The organism is Burkholderia sp. MSMB1835 (assembly GCF_001526365.1).
Taxonomy (GTDB): Bacteria; Pseudomonadota; Gammaproteobacteria; order Burkholderiales; family Burkholderiaceae; genus Burkholderia.
The window spans coordinates 270,168-286,750 of the sequence record NZ_LOYP01000042.1; the positions used below are offsets into that span (position 1 = coordinate 270,168).

At 69.2% G+C, this 16,583-nt stretch carries 13 protein-coding genes; 12 read left to right on the forward strand and 1 reads right to left on the reverse strand.

Features of this window, described 5'->3' with window-relative positions:
* Nucleotides 1–38: 38 nt before the first annotated feature.
* Nucleotides 39–989 carry a LysR family transcriptional regulator gene (locus WS96_RS17455; RefSeq protein ID WP_059499577.1) on the reverse strand — a complete coding sequence of 317 codons (951 nt, stop codon included), beginning with the start codon at nt 987–989 and terminating at the stop codon, nt 39–41.
* Nucleotides 990–1,103: 114 nt separating this feature from the next.
* On the opposite strand from WS96_RS17455, the gene WS96_RS17460 reads away from it, so the two are divergent.
* From WS96_RS17460 to WS96_RS17515, 12 genes are all read left to right on the forward strand, one after another.
* Entirely contained in the window at nt 1,104–2,855 is a 1,752-nt protein-coding gene (locus tag WS96_RS17460; RefSeq protein ID WP_034205852.1) for an IlvD/Edd family dehydratase, read from the forward strand.
* Nucleotides 2,856–3,230: 375 nt separating this feature from the next.
* A complete protein-coding gene (locus tag WS96_RS17465; protein ID WP_059834102.1) occupies nt 3,231–4,589 on the forward strand; it encodes an MFS transporter in 1,359 nt (452 codons plus the stop codon).
* A 49-nt stretch (nt 4,590–4,638) separates the two neighbouring features.
* Nucleotides 4,639–5,568 (forward strand): dihydrodipicolinate synthase family protein, encoded by a 930-nt coding sequence (locus WS96_RS17470; protein ID WP_059834104.1) that lies wholly within the window; start codon nt 4,639–4,641, stop codon nt 5,566–5,568.
* A gap of 25 nt (nt 5,569–5,593) precedes the next feature.
* Entirely contained in the window at nt 5,594–6,523 is a 930-nt protein-coding gene (locus WS96_RS17475; RefSeq protein WP_059834524.1) for a Gfo/Idh/MocA family protein, read from the forward strand.
* A gap of 89 nt (nt 6,524–6,612) precedes the next feature.
* Nucleotides 6,613–7,617 carry an arabinose ABC transporter substrate-binding protein gene (locus tag WS96_RS17480; RefSeq protein WP_059826125.1) on the forward strand — a complete coding sequence of 335 codons (1,005 nt, stop codon included), beginning with the start codon at nt 6,613–6,615 and terminating at the stop codon, nt 7,615–7,617.
* 21 nt (nt 7,618–7,638) lie between these two features.
* On the forward strand, nt 7,639–9,186 hold the full coding sequence (gene araG / locus WS96_RS17485; RefSeq protein WP_059834106.1) for an L-arabinose ABC transporter ATP-binding protein AraG: 1,548 nt from the start codon (nt 7,639–7,641) through the stop codon (nt 9,184–9,186).
* 30 nt (nt 9,187–9,216) lie between these two features.
* A complete protein-coding gene (araH, locus tag WS96_RS17490; protein ID WP_059499571.1) occupies nt 9,217–10,245 on the forward strand; it encodes an L-arabinose ABC transporter permease AraH in 1,029 nt (342 codons plus the stop codon).
* Nucleotides 10,246–10,296: 51 nt separating this feature from the next.
* Nucleotides 10,297–11,199: an SMP-30/gluconolactonase/LRE family protein gene (locus tag WS96_RS17495; protein ID WP_059834108.1), complete on the forward strand. Its 903-nt coding sequence runs from the start codon at nt 10,297–10,299 to the stop codon at nt 11,197–11,199.
* A 178-nt stretch (nt 11,200–11,377) separates the two neighbouring features.
* Nucleotides 11,378–11,878, forward strand: a complete 501-nt coding sequence (locus WS96_RS17500; protein WP_059834110.1) for a MarR family winged helix-turn-helix transcriptional regulator — start codon at nt 11,378–11,380, stop codon at nt 11,876–11,878.
* A gap of 232 nt (nt 11,879–12,110) precedes the next feature.
* Complete coding sequence (locus WS96_RS17505) at nt 12,111–12,941, forward strand: p-hydroxycinnamoyl CoA hydratase/lyase (protein WP_059499568.1); 831 nt, start codon at nt 12,111–12,113, stop codon at nt 12,939–12,941.
* A gap of 71 nt (nt 12,942–13,012) precedes the next feature.
* The gene (locus WS96_RS17510; RefSeq protein WP_059834112.1) at nt 13,013–14,461 is read left to right on the forward strand and encodes an aldehyde dehydrogenase; all 1,449 of its coding nucleotides are present in this window, start codon (nt 13,013–13,015) and stop codon (nt 14,459–14,461) included.
* A complete protein-coding gene (locus WS96_RS17515; protein WP_059834114.1) occupies nt 14,458–16,377 on the forward strand; it encodes a feruloyl-CoA synthase in 1,920 nt (639 codons plus the stop codon). The genes WS96_RS17510 and WS96_RS17515 overlap by 4 nt, the downstream gene beginning before the upstream one ends.
* Nucleotides 16,378–16,583: the final 206 nt, after the last annotated feature.

Genomic DNA, 16,583 nt, shown 5'->3' on the forward strand with positions numbered 1-16,583 from the left:
AAGCCCGTGCCCGGCCTGTCCTGAAGCCGGCGCCCGCGTCACAGCGCGACGTCGTACACCTCCCGCGCCGCCGCCCGAATCGCATCGACCATCACCGTCACCGCCGGCGAATGCAGCCGGTCGGTGCGCGTGATGATCCCGAAATCGTCCATCCGGCAGTCCATCTCGAGCGGCAGCACCGTGACGATGCCGTGCCGCGCGTAGTACCGCGCGACGTCCTCGGCGAGCACCGCGATCATGTCGCTCTGCTCGATCAATTGCGTGATGAACAGCAGCGCGGCCGTTTCGACGACGTTCGCCGGCGGCGCGAGGCTCGCGCGCTGGAACACGAGATCGAAGCGGTGGCGCAGCACGCTGCCGGCCGGCGGCACGACCCAGGCGGCGCGCTGCACGTCCGCGAGCGACAGCGGCGCGTGCGCGAGCAGCGGATGGCCGGGGCGCACCACGGCCGCCACCGACTCGCCGGTCAGCGGCTCGTAGCGCAGGCGCAGCTTGTCGTGTTCGGCCGACAGCCGGCCGAGCACGATGTCGATCTTTTCCTGCGCGAGGTGTTCGAGCAGCACGTTGCTGGTGTCGATCTCGACCGACACGTGCAGGCCGGCATGCGTGCCTTTCACGGCGGCGACGGCCGGCGGCACGAGGCGCAGGCCCGGCGACGTGATCGCACCGACCGCCACGTGGCCGAGATGGCCGGCCTTCAGCGCGGCCAGCTCCTCGTGCGCCTGGTCGAGGCTGCCGAGCGCCGCGCGCGCGTGGCGGATCAGCGCGTCGCCGTACAGCGTCGGCCGCATCCCGCGCGGCAGGCGCTCGAACAGCACCGCGCCGATCGATTCCTCGAGTTCGCGCAGCAGCTTCGACGCAGCCGGCTGCGTCATGTTCAGCGCCGCCGCCGCGCGGTGAATGCTGCCTTCGTCGGCGAGCGCGACGAGCAGCAGCAACTGGCGCGTCTTCAGGCGGGCGCGGTTTCCCCACGGGCTGGCTTCGGGCATCGTACGGGTTTATATCGATATCGGAATGGATATCGTAATCGCCTAAATCGTCATTAGCCAGTTATCAAAATTCTGCCTAGACTGCGCCGGTATCCCGTCACCACAGGACTGACGATGTCGGCAACAAAACCCAGGCTGCGCTCCGCTCAATGGTTCGGCACGAACGACAAGAACGGCTTCATGTACCGGAGCTGGATGAAGAACCAGGGCATTCCCGATCACGAATTCGACGGCCGGCCGATCATCGGCATCTGCAACACATGGTCGGAACTGACGCCGTGCAACGCGCACTTTCGCAAGCTCGCCGAGCACGTGAAGCGCGGGATCTCCGAGGCGGGCGGCTTCCCGGTCGAGTTCCCGGTGTTCTCGAACGGCGAATCGAACCTGCGGCCGTCGGCGATGCTCACGCGCAACCTCGCGTCGATGGACGTCGAGGAAGCGATCCGCGGTAACCCGATCGACGCGGTCGTGCTGCTCGCCGGCTGCGACAAGACGACGCCCGCGCTGCTGATGGGTGCGGCCAGTTGCGACGTGCCGGCGATCGTCGTGTCGGGCGGCCCGATGCTGAACGGCAAGCTCGAAGGCAAGAACATCGGTTCGGGCACGGCCGTGTGGCAGTTGCACGAAGCGCTGAAGGCCGGCGAGATCGACGTGCATCACTTCCTGTCGGCCGAAGCCGGCATGTCGCGCTCGGCCGGCACCTGCAACACGATGGGCACCGCGTCGACGATGGCGTGCATGGCCGAGGCGCTCGGCGTCGCGCTGCCGCACAACGCGGCGATTCCGGCCGTCGATTCGCGCCGCTACGTGCTCGCGCACATGTCGGGCATCCGGATCGTCGAGATGGCGCTCGAAGGGCTCGTGCTGTCGAAGATCCTGACGCGCGCGGCGTTCGAGAACGCGATCCGCGCGAACGCGGCGATCGGCGGCTCGACGAATGCCGTGATTCACCTGAAGGCGATCGCCGGCCGCATCGGCGTGCCGCTCGAACTGGAAGACTGGATGCGCATCGGCCGCGACACGCCGACGATCGTCGACCTGATGCCGTCGGGGCGCTTCCTGATGGAGGAGTTCTATTACGCGGGCGGGCTGCCGGCCGTGCTGCGCCGGCTCGGCGAAGGCGGGCTGCTGCCGCATCCGGATGCGCTGACGGTCAACGGCAAGTCGCTGTGGGACAACGTGCGCGAAGCGCCGAACTACGACGAAGAGGTGATCCGCCCGCTCGACCGGCCGCTGATCGCGGACGGCGGGATCTGCATCCTGCGCGGCAATCTCGCGCCGCGCGGCGCGGTGCTGAAACCGTCGGCGGCGAGCCCCGAACTGCTCAAGCATCGCGGCCGCGCGGTGGTGTTCGAGAACCTCGACCACTACAAGGCGACGATCAACGACGAAGCGCTCGACGTCGACGCCAGCTCGGTGATGGTGCTGAAGAACTGCGGGCCGCGCGGCTATCCGGGCATGGCCGAGGTCGGCAACATGGGGCTGCCGCCGAAGCTGCTGCGCCAGGGCGTGAAGGACATGGTGCGGATTTCCGACGCGCGGATGAGCGGCACCGCGTACGGCACGGTCGTGCTGCACGTCGCGCCGGAAGCCGCGGCCGGCGGGCCGCTCGCGGCCGTGCGCAACGGCGACTGGATCGAGCTCGACTGCGAGGCCGGCACGCTGCATCTCGACATCACGGACGAAGAGCTGCAGCGCCGCCTGTCGGACGTCGATCCGACCGCGGCGCCGGGCGTGGCCGGCCAGCTCGGCAAGGGCGGTTATGCACGGCTGTACATCGATCACGTGCTGCAGGCCGACGAGGGGTGCGACCTCGACTTCCTGGTCGGCACGCGCGGCGCGGACGTGCCGAGCCATTCGCATTGAGCGACGGGAACACGCATTCCGGGAACGGACCGAGACGGGGCACGAGGGAAACACGGTGACGCGCCGGATGCGGCCGAGCGCGAAGGAAGCGCTGCGTAAGCGTTCACGCACAAACGACGGCCGACCGTGAAGCATGGGTATGAGCGCAGAAGCGCCAACGGGAATCAGCCGCGAAGCATGCGGTACGCGCAAGCACCCGAGCGCAAATGCATACCGGCCGCGAAGAATGGGACGCACGTAAGCGCGCAAGCACCCACGTGCGTCGACGGCGAAGCATGGGGTCCGCGTAAGCGCTGAAGCGCCAACGTGGATCGACCGCGAAGCATGGGATCCACGTAAGCGCTGAAGCGCTAACGTGGGCCGACAGGAGACAAGATGACGACGCAGTACACGAGCGCGCAGGACGCGGCGGAACAGTCCGATTCGACGGCAGCCGTCGACGAACGGCACCTGACCCGCCTGCTCACGCGCAAGCTGGTGCCGTTCCTCGCGCTGATCTACGTGGTCGCCTACGTCGACCGTACCGTCGTCGGCTTCGCGAAGCTCCACATGAACGCGGCGATCGGCCTCGGCGACGCCGCGTACGGGCTCGGCGCGGGACTGTTCTTCATCGGCTACTTCCTGTGCGAGGTGCCGAGCAACCTCGCACTCGGCCGCTTCGGCGCACGCGTATGGTTCGCGCGCATCCTCGCAACCTGGGGCGCGATCACGATGGCCATGGCGCTCGTCCAGGGGCCGACCAGCTTCTACGTGCTGCGCTTCCTGCTCGGCGCGGCCGAAGCCGGCCTCTATCCCGGCATCCTGTACTTCCTCACGCAATGGTTCCCGATGCGCGATCGCGCGCGGGTGATCGGCCTGCTCGTGCTCGCGCAACCGCTCGCCGGTATCGTGACCGGGCCGCTCGCCGGCTGGCTGCTGTCGACGCACGGGTGGTTCGGCCTGTCGGACTGGCAGACGCTGTTCGTCGTCAGCGGCTTGCCTGCCGTGCTGCTCGCGTGGCCGACGCTGCGGCTGTTGCCCGAGTCGCCCGCGCATGCGCGGTGGCTGAACGACGGCCAACGTCGCTGGATCGCCCGGCAACTCGCCGCCGACCGCGACACCTATCGCCCCGATTCGCACGGCAATCCGCTCGCCGCGTTGCGCGACCGCCGCGTGCTGCTGCTCGCCGCGCTGTTCCTGCCGTTCCCGCTGTGCATCTACGGATTGTCGCTGTGGCTGCCGACGATCATTCACGCGTTCGGCACCGGCGATGCGACTACCGGCCTGCTGTCCGCCGTGCCGTACCTGTTCGCGGTGGTCGGCCTGCTCGTCGTGCCGCGCCATTCGGACCGCAAGCGCGAGCGCTACTGGCACATCGTCGTCGTGTCGGCCGCCGCCGCCGTGACGATGGCCGCGAGCGCATGGGTACGGCAGCCCGCGCTGCAATTCCTGTTCATCTGCCTGACCGCGTTTTCGCTCTATTCGATCCAGGCCGTCGTATGGGCGCTGCCCGGCGAATTCCTGACCGGCACGAGCGCCGCGGTCGGCATCGCCGCGATCAATTCGCTCGCGAATCTCGGCGGTTACCTGGGGCCGTACGGGATCGGCCTGATCAAGGCAGCGACCGGCAGCCTCGCGGCCGGCCTGTACTTCCTCGCGGCGACGCTGTTGTTCGCGGTGCTGATGACGTTCGTGGTCCGCGCCGCGCTGCGCGTGCCCGAACCGGCTGCCGGCGCGTTCGCCGGCGAATCCTGAACGCCTTGTTTTCCGGCTGAACGCCGATTCGACTGATGCAGGACCAACCATGACATCGAGCAGCACGCCGCGCTATCGCGGCATTTTCCCCGTCGTCCCGACGACGTTTGCCGAGACCGGCGAGCTCGACCTCGCGAGCCAGAACCGCGCGGTCGATTTCATGATCGATGCCGGCTCGGACGGGCTGTGCATCCTCGCGAACTTCTCCGAGCAATTCGCGGTGACCGACGACGAGCGCGACGTGCTCACGCGCACGATCCTCGAGCACGTCGCAGGCCGCGTGCCGGTGATCGTCACGACGTCGCACTACAGCACGCAGGTGTGTGCGGCGCGCAGCCTGCGCGCGCAGCAGCTCGGCGCGGCGATGGTGATGGCGATGCCGCCGTATCACGGTGCGACGTTCCGCGTGCCGGAAGCGCAGATCTTCGATTTCTTCGCGCGCGTGTCGGATGCGATCCACATCCCGATCATGATCCAGGATGCGCCCGCGAGCGGCACCGCGCTGTCCGCGCCGTTCCTCGCACGGATGGCGCGCGAGATCGAGCAGGTCGCGTACTTCAAGATCGAGACGCCGGGCGCCGCGAACAAGCTGCGCGAGCTGATCCGGCTCGGCGGCGACGCGATCGAGGGGCCGTGGGACGGCGAGGAGGCGATCACGCTGCTCGCCGATCTTCATGCGGGCGCGACCGGCGCGATGACGGGCGGCGGCTTTCCGGACGGCATCCGGCCGATCCTCGAAGCGTTCCGCGAAGGGCGGCACGACGATGCGTTCGCGCATTACCAGACGTGGCTGCCGCTGATCAATCACGAGAACCGCCAGTCCGGGATCTTGACCGCGAAGGCGCTGATGCGCGAAGGCGGCGTGATCGCGTGCGAGCGGCCGCGGCATCCGATGCCGGAACTGCACCCGGACACGCGCGCGGAATTGCTCGCGATCGCGCGCCGGCTCGATCCGCTCGTGCTGCGCTGGGCGCACTGAGCGAGTGGCGAAGGAGGAAAGCACGATGAGCGATGTGATTTCGTTGGGCGTCGTCGGGATCGGCAAGATCGCGCGCGACCAGCATTTGCCGGCGATCGCCGCCGAACCGGGCTTCGCGTTGACTGCCTGTGCGAGCCGTCACGCGGAAGTCAACGGCGTGCGCAATTATCCGGATCTGACCGCGCTGCTGGCCGCCGAGCGCGAGCTCGACGCGGTCTCGCTGTGCGCGCCGCCGCAAGTGCGCTACGCGCAGGCGCGCGCCGCGCTCGAAGCCGGCAAGCACGTGATGCTCGAGAAGCCGCCGGGCGCGACGCTGGGCGAAGTGGCCGCGCTGGAAGCGCTGGCGCGCGAGCGCGGCCTCACGCTGTTCGCGACCTGGCATTCGCGCTGCGCGAGCGCGGTCGAGCCGGCGCGTGCGTGGCTCGCGCAGCGCACGATCCGGGCGGTGCAGGTGCGCTGGAAGGAAGACGTGCGGCGCTGGCATCCGGGGCAGCAGTGGATCTGGGAACCGGGCGGCCTCGGCGTGTTCGATCCGGGCATCAACGCGCTGTCGATCGTCACGCGAATCCTGCCGCGCGAGCTCGTGCTGCGCGAGGCGACGCTGTTCGTGCCGAGCGACGCACAGATGCCGATCGCGGCCGAACTCGATTGCGCGGATACCGCCGGCGTGCCGGTGCACGCGGAATTCGACTGGCGGCACGGGCCGGTCGAGCAATGGGAAATCGCGGTCGACACGGCCGACGGCGTGCTCGCGATCAGCCGAGGCGGCGCGCAACTGTCGATCGCGGGCGAGCCGGTCGAGGTCGGGCCCGAACGCGAGTATCCGGCGCTGTATGCGCACTTCCATGCGCTGATCGCGCGTGGCGAAAGCGACGTCGACGCGAGGCCGCTGCGGCTCGTCGCCGATGCCTTCCTGTTCGGCCGGCGCGTGCAGACCGACGCGTTCGGCCGCTGAACCTGCGTGCGCGTTTCGGCGCGAAGCGCGCGACGCGTGATCGATCACGACACACATCCACGGCATTGGCCGATACAAAGGAGACACCCATGAACCGCACGATTCGTCGACATACCCTGCGCGCGCTGCTGGCCGCGCTCTGCATCGCACCGCTCGGCATGCAGGGCGCCGCGCGCGCCGATGCGCCGCTGAAGATCGGCTTCCTCGTGAAGATGCCGGAGCAGGCGTGGTTCATCAACGAGCAGAACGCGGCGTCCGCGCTCGGCCAGAAGGAGAACTTCTCGGTCGTGAAGATCGGCACGCCGGACGGCGAGAAGGTGCTGGCCGCGATCGACAACCTCGGCTCGCAGGGCGCGCAGGGCTTCGTGATCTGCGCGCCGGACGTGCGCCTCGGGCCGGCGATCGCGTCGCGCGCGAAGCGCTACAACATGAAGTTCGTGACGGTCGACGACCAGCTCGTCGATTCGACCGGCAAGCCGCTGCCGAACGTGCCGCACCTCGGGATGTCGGCGACCAAGATCGGCAACCAGGTCGGTCAGGCGATCGCCGACGAGATGAAGCGGCGCGGCTGGAAGCCCGAGGAAGTCGGCGCGCTGCGCGTCACCAACTACGAGCTGCCGACCGCGAAGCTGCGCACCGACGGCGCGACGCAGGCGCTGCTCGCGAACGGCTTCCGCAAGGAGAACATCTTCGACGCGCCGCAGAAGACGACCGACGACGAAGGCGGCTTCAGCGCGGCGGCGCCCGTGCTGGCCCGCCATCCGAACGTGAAGAAATGGGTGATCTACGCGCTGAACGAGGAAACGGTGCTCGGCGCGGTACGCGCGACCGAGCAGTTGCACATCCCGGCGGCGGACGTGATCGGCGTCGGCATCAACGGCGCGGGCGAGGCGTTCGCCGAGTTCCAGAAGAAGGAGCCGACCGGCTTCTACGGGACGATCGCGGTCAGCTCGACGAACCACGGCAAGGACAGCACGCAGAACCTCGTCGACTGGATCCGCACCGGCAAGACGCCGCCGGCCGACACGCAGACGAGCGGCAAGCTGATGACGCGCGCGAACTGGCAGGCCGTGCGCGCCGAACTCGGTATCTGAGCGGGGCGAGGCGAGAACGCGATGACGATGCAGACGATGACGGCCGCGTCCGGCCACGACGCCGAAGCGGCCACGCCGCCGGATGGCCCGCTGCTCGCGCTCGACGGCATCACCGTGACGTTTCCGGGCGTGCGTGCGCTCGACGCGGTGTCGCTGTCGGTGCGCTCGGGCGAAGTGCACGGGCTGATGGGCGAAAACGGTGCCGGGAAATCGACGCTGCTGAAGGTGCTGTCCGGCGTGAACCAGCCGCAGGCCGGCACGCTGACGCTGAACGGCACCGTGCAGCGCTTCGCGTCGACGCGAGCGGCGCTCGAGGCCGGCATCGCGATCATCTACCAGGAGCTGCATCTGGTGCCCGAGCTGACGGTCGCGGAAAACCTGATGCTCGGGCAATTGCCGAGCCGGCTCGGCGTGGTCGACGAACGTGCGCTCGCCGCGCGCGCGCTCGATGCGCTGGAGCGGCTCGGCGAGCACATCGATCCGGGCATCCCGGTGAAGTATCTGTCGATCGGCCAGCGCCAGATGATCGAGATCGGCAAGGCGCTGATGCGCGACGCGCGCGTGATCGCGTTCGACGAACCGACGAGTTCGCTGTCCGCGCGCGAAACCACGCAACTGTTCCGGATCATCCGCGCGCTGCGCGCGGAAGGCCGCGCGATCATCTACGTCACGCACCGGATGGAGGAAGTCTACGAACTGTGCGACCGCGTCACGGTGTTTCGCGACGGCCGCCGCATCGACACGTTCGAATCCGTCGCCGATCTCGACCGCGACCGGCTGATCGGCTGCATGGTCGGCCGTTCGATCGAGGACGTGTACGGCTATCGGCCGCGCCCGGCCGGCGACGTGCTGATCGAAGCGAAGGGACTGACGGGGCCGGGGTTGGCCGAGCCCGTGTCGTTCACCGCGCGGCGCGGCGAGATCGTCGGCTTCTTCGGGCTCGTCGGCGCGGGCCGCTCGGAGCTGATGAAGCTGCTGTACGGCGCGGTGCGGCCGAGCGCCGGGTACGTCGAGCTGAACGGCAAGCGGGTGGCGTTCGGCAGCCCGCGCGACGCGGTGCGCGCCGGCATCGCGCTGTGCCCGGAAGACCGCAAGCAGGAAGGCATCGTCGCGATCGCGTCGGTGGCCGACAACCTGAACATCAGCGCGCGCCGTCATTTCAGCCCGGCGCGCGTGCTGCTCGACGGGCGGCGCGAACGCGAGCTCGCGCAACAATACATCGAGCGGCTCGCGATCAAGACCCGCGACGGCGAAACGCCGATCGGCGCGCTGTCGGGCGGCAACCAGCAGAAGGTCGTGCTCGCGCGCTGGCTGGCCGAGCGCATCGACGTGTTCCTGATGGACGAGCCGACGCGCGGCATCGACGTCGGCGCGCGCGCGGAAATCTACAACCTGTTCTACGAACTCGCGGAAGCGGGCCGCACGGTGATCCTCGTGTCGAGCGATCTGGCCGAGGTGATCGGCGTGTCGGACCGCATCGTCGTGATGAAGGAAGGGCGGATCGCGGGCGAGGTCGCGAAGGCGCACGCGACGCCCGACGCGCTGATCAAGCTCGCGCTGCCGCGCTAGCGGCGAGCAGTCAACCGGAAAGCAACTGATATGAGCCAGGCAATGCAACCTCAACGTACCTCCCCATCCCCGGATGCGGCCGCCGCCGCGGCCACGCCCGCACGCCCGCGCGGCGGCGTATGGCAGCTGATCAACCGCTCCGGCATCGTGATGGTGTTTCTCGTGCTGTTCGCGACGCTGTCGCTGACGGTGCCGGACTTCCTCACGCCGCGCAACATCCAGGGCCTGCTGCTGTCGGTCACGCTGATCGGCTCGATCGCGGTGACGATGATGTTCGTGCTCGCGCTCGGCGAGGTCGACCTGTCGGTCGCGTCGATCGTCGCGTTCGCGGGCGTCGTCGCGTCGACGCTGATCACCGCGACGCACAGCGTCGTGCTCGGCATCGCGGCCGGCGTGCTCGCGGGCGGCGCGGTCGGGCTCGTGAACGGCGTGCTGATCGCGCGCTACCGGATCAACTCGCTGATCGTCACGCTCGCGATGATGGAAGTCGTGCGCGGGCTCGCGTTCATCACGTCGAACGGCGACGCGGTGATGATCTCCGAGGAGCGCTTCTTCGATCTCGGCGGCGGGTCGTTCCTCGGCATCTCGTATCCGATCTGGAGCAACATCGTCGGCTTCGTCGTGTTCGGCTTCCTGCTGCGCAAGACGGTGTTCGGCAAGAACGTGCTGGCCGTCGGCGGCAACGGCGAGGCCGCGCTGCTCGCGGGGCTGCCGGTGATGCGCATCAAGATCGCCGTGTTCGTGCTGCAGGGGCTCGTGACGGGCTTTGCCGGCGTGATGCTCGCGTCGCGGATGAGCCTCGGCGATCCGAAGACGTCGGTCGGCCTCGAGCTCGGCGTGATTTCCGCGTGCGTGCTCGGCGGCGTGTCGCTGACGGGCGGCGTCGCGACGATCTCCGGCGTGCTGGTCGGCGTGCTGATCATGGGCTCCGTGCAGGACGCGATGAGCCTGCTGAACGTGCCGACCTTTTACCAATATCTGATACGCGGCGGAATTCTGTTGCTCGCGGTGCTGTTCGACCAGTATCGTCGCAACCAGCGGCGCGCGATGAAGATCTGACTTCGACTCACGCGCGGCCGCCTGCACATACGACGAATATCGGGAGACGGCATGCAACAGACTCAACCGGGCACGGCGGCGGCGCTGCTGGTCGACAGCCGCAACACGCTCGGCGAAGGCGCGACGTGGTGCGACAGGACGCACGCGCTGTACTGGGTGGACATCGAGGGCGCGCAGCTGTGGCGCTGCCGCGCGGATGGTTCGGACCTCGCGCAATGGCCGATGCCCGAACGGCTCGCGTGCTTCGCGCTGACCGACGACCCGGACGTGCTGCTCGTCGGGCTCGCGACCCATCTCGCGTTCTTCGACCTGCGCCGCGGCGCGTTCACGCGGATCGTCGACGTCGAGCCCGATCTGCCCACGCGGCTGAACGACGGGCGCTGCGATCCGTTCGGCGCATTCGTGTTCGGGATGAAGGACGAGGGCGCCGAGCCGCCGCGCGCGATCGGCGGGTTCTACCGGCTCAATCCCGATCTCACGCTCGAACGGCTCGCGTTGCCGCCGGCCGCGATCGCGAACAGCATCGGGTTCTCGCCGGACGGCACGCAGATGTATTTCTGCGATTCGCTGGTGCGCGAGATTCTCGTGTGCGATTACCGGGCAGGCGGCGACGTCGCGAACGTGCGGCCGTTCGCGCGGCTGACGGATGCGGACGGCGATCCGGACGGCTCGATCGTCGATCGCGACGGCGGGCTGTGGAACGCGCAGTGGGGCGGCCGAAGGGTGGTGCGTTATGGGCTGGACGGGATCGAGACGGATCGCGTCGAGGTGCCGACCGCGCAGCCGAGCTGCGTGGCGATCGACGGTGAAGGCAGGTTGTACGTGACGAGTGCGCGCGTCGGGCTGAGCGACGACGCGCTGGCCGGCGACGCGCACGCGGGCGGCGTGTTCGTCGCGCAGACGCGGCATGCGGGGCTGCCGACCGCGCGGTTCGCGGGCACGCCGCGCGGTTGATCGCGTCGTCGCATACGGGTTCCCGGCCACGGGATCCTGCCGACGCGGCGGGCTGCGCGGTCGGGCCTGCGATCCGCCGCACATGCGCGAGCGCACGGCGGCCGACCGTCATCTCCGAACGTCCGTCCCTCTCCCCGCCTGCTGGTAAGATGGCCCGCAATTCCATCCTGCCCGCACCATGAGTTCCGCACCGACCAAGCCCGCGCATCCGAAGAACGCCGCGAAGAACGCCCGCGCGACGGGCGACAAGCCGAAAGCGCGCGTGCAACAACGCCTGACCTACGTGATCGGCGGCCTCGACCGGCTGCTGCGCCGTCACATGACCGATGCGCTCGCGCCGCTCGGCATCACGCTCGCGCAATACACGGCGCTGTCGGTGCTCGAGGCGCGCGGCGCATCGTCGAACGCGCAGTTGGCCGAGCGTTCGTGGATCACGCCGCAATCGGCGAACGAGGTGATGAGCGTGATGGCCGCGCGCGGTTTCGTCACGCGCGAAGCCGACCCGTCGCACGGCCGCATCATCCTGCTGACGCTGACCGACGCCGGCGCGGCGATGCTGCGCGAATGCGAAGCCGTGCTGCGCCCGCTCGAGGCGCGCATGCTCGGCGACATCTCGGCCGACGACGCCGCGCACGTGCAGCGCGCGCTCGAACTGTTCTCGCGCAACCTGCGCGGCTGACCGCTTCCCCGATTGCCGCGACGCGGGCCCGCCGGGCCCGCTCGCTTCGTCCGCGCCCGCGGCGCTCGCCCGACCGCTCCCCGATTTCCCCGACGCTTTCCCCGCCTTCCGCTCCGGGTTTACACCGGCGCTCGTGCCGCTTGCAATATCAGGTAGCCTGATATTAAATGAAGTCGTCCGCAGCAGGGATGCTGCGCACCGAATCGCACAGGAACGAACGACAGGAACAGACATGAGCAAGTACGACAATCGCTGGCAGACCGTTGAAGTGAAAGTGGAAGCCGGCATCGCGTGGGTGACGCTGAATCGTCCCGAGAAGCGCAACGCAATGAGCCCGACGCTGAACCGGGAGATGCTGGAAGTCCTCGACGCGATCGAGTTCGACGACGAGGCGAAGGTGCTGGTGCTGACCGGCGCGGGCGCCGCGTGGACGGCCGGCATGGATCTGAAGGAGTATTTCCGCGAGATCGACGGCGGCCCCGATGCGCTGCAGGAAAAGGTGCGCCGCGATGCATCGGAATGGCAGTGGCGCCGCCTGCGGATGTACAACAAGCCGACCATCGCGATGGTGAACGGCTGGTGTTTCGGCGGCGGGTTCTCGCCGCTCGTCGCGTGCGACCTCGCGATCGCAGCGGACGACGCGGTGTTCGGGCTGTCGGAAATCAACTGGGGCATCCCGCCGGGCAACCTCGTCAGCAAGGCGATGGCGGACACGGTCGGGCATCGTCGCGCGCTGCACTTCATCATGACCGGCGATACGTTCACCGGCGCGGAAGCGGCGGAAATGGGCCTCGTAAACAGCAGCGTGCCGCTCGCCGGGCTGCGTGACGCGACGATCGCGCTCGCCGCGCGGCTGATGGACAAGAACCCGGTCGTGCTGCGCGCGGCGAAGCACGGCTTCAAGCGTTCGCGCGAGCTCACGTGGGAGCAGTGCGAGGATTACCTGTATGCGAAGCTCGACCAGGCGCAACTGCGCGACCCGGAGCGCGGCCGCGAGCAGGGGCTGAAGCAGTTCCTCGACGACAAGACGATCAAGCCGGGCCTGCAGGCATACAAGCGCTGATACAAGCGCCGACGCAGCCGCCGGCGCGAGCGCCGGCGTAATCGCAAGAGACAGGCAAGGCAGGAGACGACATGACCGACAGACGGATGCTGATCGGCGGCGAGTGGTGCGCCGCCCGCGACGGGCGGACCTTCGACCGCCTCAACCCCGCGACGGGCGCGCTCGCGTCGCGCGCGCCGGCGGCCGGCATCGCCGACGCCGACGCGGCGATCGACGCCGCGCACCGCGCATTCCCCGCGTGGGCGGCGCTCGCGCCGACCGAGCGGCGCCGCCGGCTGCTGAAGGCGGCCGACCTGATGGATGCGCGCATCGACGCGTTCGTCGAAACCGGCGTCGCCGAGACGGGCGCGACGCCCGGCTGGCTCGGCTTCAACGTGACGCTCGCGGCAAACATGCTGCGCGAGGCCGCGTCGATGACGACGCAGATTGCCGGCGACGTGATCCCGTCCGACGTACCGGGCAATCTCGCGCTCGCGATGCGCGTGCCGTGCGGCGTGGTGCTCGGCATCGCGCCGTGGAACGCGCCGGTGATCCTCGGCACGCGCGCGCTGGCGATGCCGCTCGCGTGCGGCAACACGGTCGTGCTGAAGGCGTCCGAGGCGTGCCCGGGCGTGCATGCGCTGATCGGCGCGGTGCTGGACGAAGCGGGGCTCGGTGCGGGCGTGGTGAACGTGATCACGCACGCGGCGGCCGACGCACCCGAACTCGTCGAGCGGATGATCGCGCATCCGCACGTGAAGCGGATCAACTTCACCGGGTCGACGCACGTCGGCCGCATCGTCGCGCGCCATGCGGCCGCGCACCTGAAGCCCGTGCTGCTCGAACTCGGCGGCAAGGCGCCGGTGCTGGTGCTCGACGACGCGGATCTCGACGCGGCCGTCGACGCGATCGCATTCGGCGCATTCTTCAACCAGGGGCAGATCTGCATGTCGACCGAGCGCGTGATCGCCGCGCGGCCGATCGCCGATGCGCTCGTCGAGCGGCTCGCCGCGAAGGCGCGCACGCTGGTCGCGGGCGATCCGCTGGCCGGCCATCCGCTCGGCACGATGGTCGATGCGCGAGCCGCCGCGCGCGCGGCGTCGCTGGTCGAGGATGCGCGTGCGCACGGCGCGCAACTGCCGCTCGGCTGCCGTGTGGAAGGCGCGACGATGCAGCCCGCGATCGTCGACGGCGTCACGCGCGATATGCGGCTCTATCGCGAGGAGTCGTTCGCGCCGGTCGTCGCCATCCTGCGTGCGGATAGCGACGACGACGCGGTCGCGCTCGCGAACGACAGCGAGTTCGGGCTGTCGGCGAGCGTGTTCAGCCGCGACGTCGCACGTGCGATGGCGGTCGCACGGCGGATCGAATCGGGGATTTGCCACATCAACGGGCCGACCGTGCACGACGAAGCACAGATGCCGTTCGGCGGCACGAAGGCGAGCGGCTACGGCCGGTTCGGCAGCCGCGCGTCGATCGCCGAATTCACCGAACTGCGATGGATCACCGTGCAGACCGCGCCGCGGCACTACCCGATATGAGCGAGGTCACGATGAACGTCTCGCACCCCGCCGGTGGGCCGGCGGCCGACACGGGCGGCGTGCGCTATCGCGCGGCCGCCGTCGCGGTCGGCGCGGCCGAGATTCGCCGCGATGACGACGGCACCTGGTACCTGCGCTCGCGCGAGCCGCTCGGCGACTATCCGACGCGCATCACCGACTGCCTCGTGCGCGGCGCGCAAGCGCACCCCGACCGCGTGCTGGCCGCGCGGCGCGGCGCCGACGGGCGCTGGATCGAGATCACGTACGCGCAGATGCTCGAACGCGCGCGCGCGCTCGGCCAGGGCCTCGTCGATCTCGGGCTGTCGGCCGAACGTCCGCTCGCGGTGCTGTCCGGCAACGATCTCGAGCATCTGCAGCTGATGTTCGCGGCGATGCTGGCCGGCGTGCCGTACTCGCCGATCTCGCCCGCGTATTCGCTGGTGTCGACCGACTACGGCAAGCTGCGTCACACGCTCGGCGTGCTGCGGCCGGGTGCGGTGTTCGTCGCGGAGCGCGCACCGTTCGCGCGTGCGCTCGACGCGACGCTGCCGGCCGATGCGGCGCTGATCGTCGCCCGCGATGCCGATGCACAGGAGGATGCCGACACCCGCGGCACGGGCCGCGCGGTGCCGCTGTCGCGCCTGCTCGCCACCGCTCCGCGCACGATCGACGCGATCCACGATGCGGTCGGCCCCGACCATCTCGCGAAGATCCTGTTCACGTCCGGTTCGACGAAGCTGCCGAAGGCCGTGCCGACCACGCACCGGATGCTGTGCAGCAACCAGCAGATGCTGCGCCAGACGATGCCCGAACTCACGCGCGAGCCGCCGGTGCTGGTCGACTGGCTGCCGTGGAACCACACGTTCGGCGGCAGCCACAACCTCGGCATCGCGCTGTACAACGGCGGCACGCTGTACATCGACGACGGCCGCCCGATGCCCGGCCGTTTCGACGAAACCGTGCGCAACCTGCGCGAGATCGCGCCGACGATCTACTTCAACGTGCCGAAGGGCTGGGAGGAGCTGACCGCCGCGCTCGAACGCGATGCCGCGTTGCGCGACACGTTCTTCTCGCGCGTGAAACTGTATTTCTTCGGCGGCGCGGGGCTGTCGCAAGCCGCGTGGGATCGGCTCGACCGCGTGACCGAAGCGCATTGCGGCGAGCGCATCCGGATCATGGCCGGCCTCGGGATGACGGAGGCGTCGCCGTCGTGCCTGTTCACGACGGGGCCGCTGATGCGCGCCGGCTATATCGGGCTGCCCGCGCCCGGCTGCGACGCGAAGCTCGTGCCGTGCGGCGGCAAGCACGAACTGCGTTTCAAGGGGCCGAACGTGATGCGCGGCTACTGGCATGCGGACGTCGATCCGCGCGACGTGTTCGACGAAGAAGGCTATTACCGCAGCGGCGACGCGGGCGTCTTTGCCGATCCGGCGCGACCGGAACTCGGGCTGCTGTTCGACGGGCGGCTCACCGAGGACTTCAAGCTGAGCAGCGGCACGTTCGTCAGCGTCGGGCCGCTGCGCGCGAATGCCGTGTCGACGGGCGCGCCATACGTGCAGGACGTGGTCGTGACCGGGATCGATCGCGACGACATCGGCTTGCTGGTGTTCCCGCGCGTCGATGCGTGCCGTGCGCTCGCGGGGCTCGCCGCCGATGCGTCGGTGGCCGACGTGCTGCGCGCGCCGCCCGTGCGGGCGGCGTTCGCGGCGTGGCTCGCCGAGCTGAACCGGCACGCGAGCGGCGGCTCGACGTTCGTCGCGCGGATCCGGCTGATCGACACGCCGCCGTCGCTCGATCTCGGCGAAGTGACCGACAAGGGTTCGCTGAACCAGGCGGCCGTGCAGAAGCATCGCGCGGCGACGATCGACTCGCTGTACGATCCGGCGCGGCGCGATCCCGACGTTATTTACGCGTAGGCAGTACGCACGCGCGGTAACGAGCAGCAAGCAGTAACGAGCATCGACAAGCAGGCACAACGACCGGCCGGCCACGACACCGGCAGGCATTTTTGCGGCCAGTGAATCAGGTTGCCTGATAAGGGCGGCCGTTCATGCGACACCTCGCGCGCCGAACCGCCATTGGCTGGCGGCGGCGCGCGAAGGTCGTTGCAAGGCCGACCGAC

Coding starts and splice junctions, on each gene's coding strand:
- WS96_RS17465 (WP_059834102.1), top strand. CDS start 3,231: ATGACGACGCAGTACACGAGCGCGCAGGACGCGGCGGAACAGTCCGAT.
- WS96_RS17470 (WP_059834104.1), top strand. CDS start 4,639: ATGACATCGAGCAGCACGCCGCGCTATCGCGGCATTTTCCCCGTCGTC.
- WS96_RS17510 (WP_059834112.1), top strand. CDS start 13,013: ATGACCGACAGACGGATGCTGATCGGCGGCGAGTGGTGCGCCGCCCGC.
- WS96_RS17460 (WP_034205852.1), top strand. CDS start 1,104: ATGTCGGCAACAAAACCCAGGCTGCGCTCCGCTCAATGGTTCGGCACG.
- WS96_RS17455 (WP_059499577.1), bottom strand. CDS start 989: ATGCCCGAAGCCAGCCCGTGGGGAAACCGCGCCCGCCTGAAGACGCGC.
- araH (WP_059499571.1), top strand. CDS start 9,217: ATGAGCCAGGCAATGCAACCTCAACGTACCTCCCCATCCCCGGATGCG.
- WS96_RS17475 (WP_059834524.1), top strand. CDS start 5,594: ATGAGCGATGTGATTTCGTTGGGCGTCGTCGGGATCGGCAAGATCGCG.
- araG (WP_059834106.1), top strand. CDS start 7,639: ATGACGATGCAGACGATGACGGCCGCGTCCGGCCACGACGCCGAAGCG.
- WS96_RS17480 (WP_059826125.1), top strand. CDS start 6,613: ATGAACCGCACGATTCGTCGACATACCCTGCGCGCGCTGCTGGCCGCG.
- WS96_RS17495 (WP_059834108.1), top strand. CDS start 10,297: ATGCAACAGACTCAACCGGGCACGGCGGCGGCGCTGCTGGTCGACAGC.
- WS96_RS17515 (WP_059834114.1), top strand. CDS start 14,458: ATGAGCGAGGTCACGATGAACGTCTCGCACCCCGCCGGTGGGCCGGCG.
- WS96_RS17505 (WP_059499568.1), top strand. CDS start 12,111: ATGAGCAAGTACGACAATCGCTGGCAGACCGTTGAAGTGAAAGTGGAA.
- WS96_RS17500 (WP_059834110.1), top strand. CDS start 11,378: ATGAGTTCCGCACCGACCAAGCCCGCGCATCCGAAGAACGCCGCGAAG.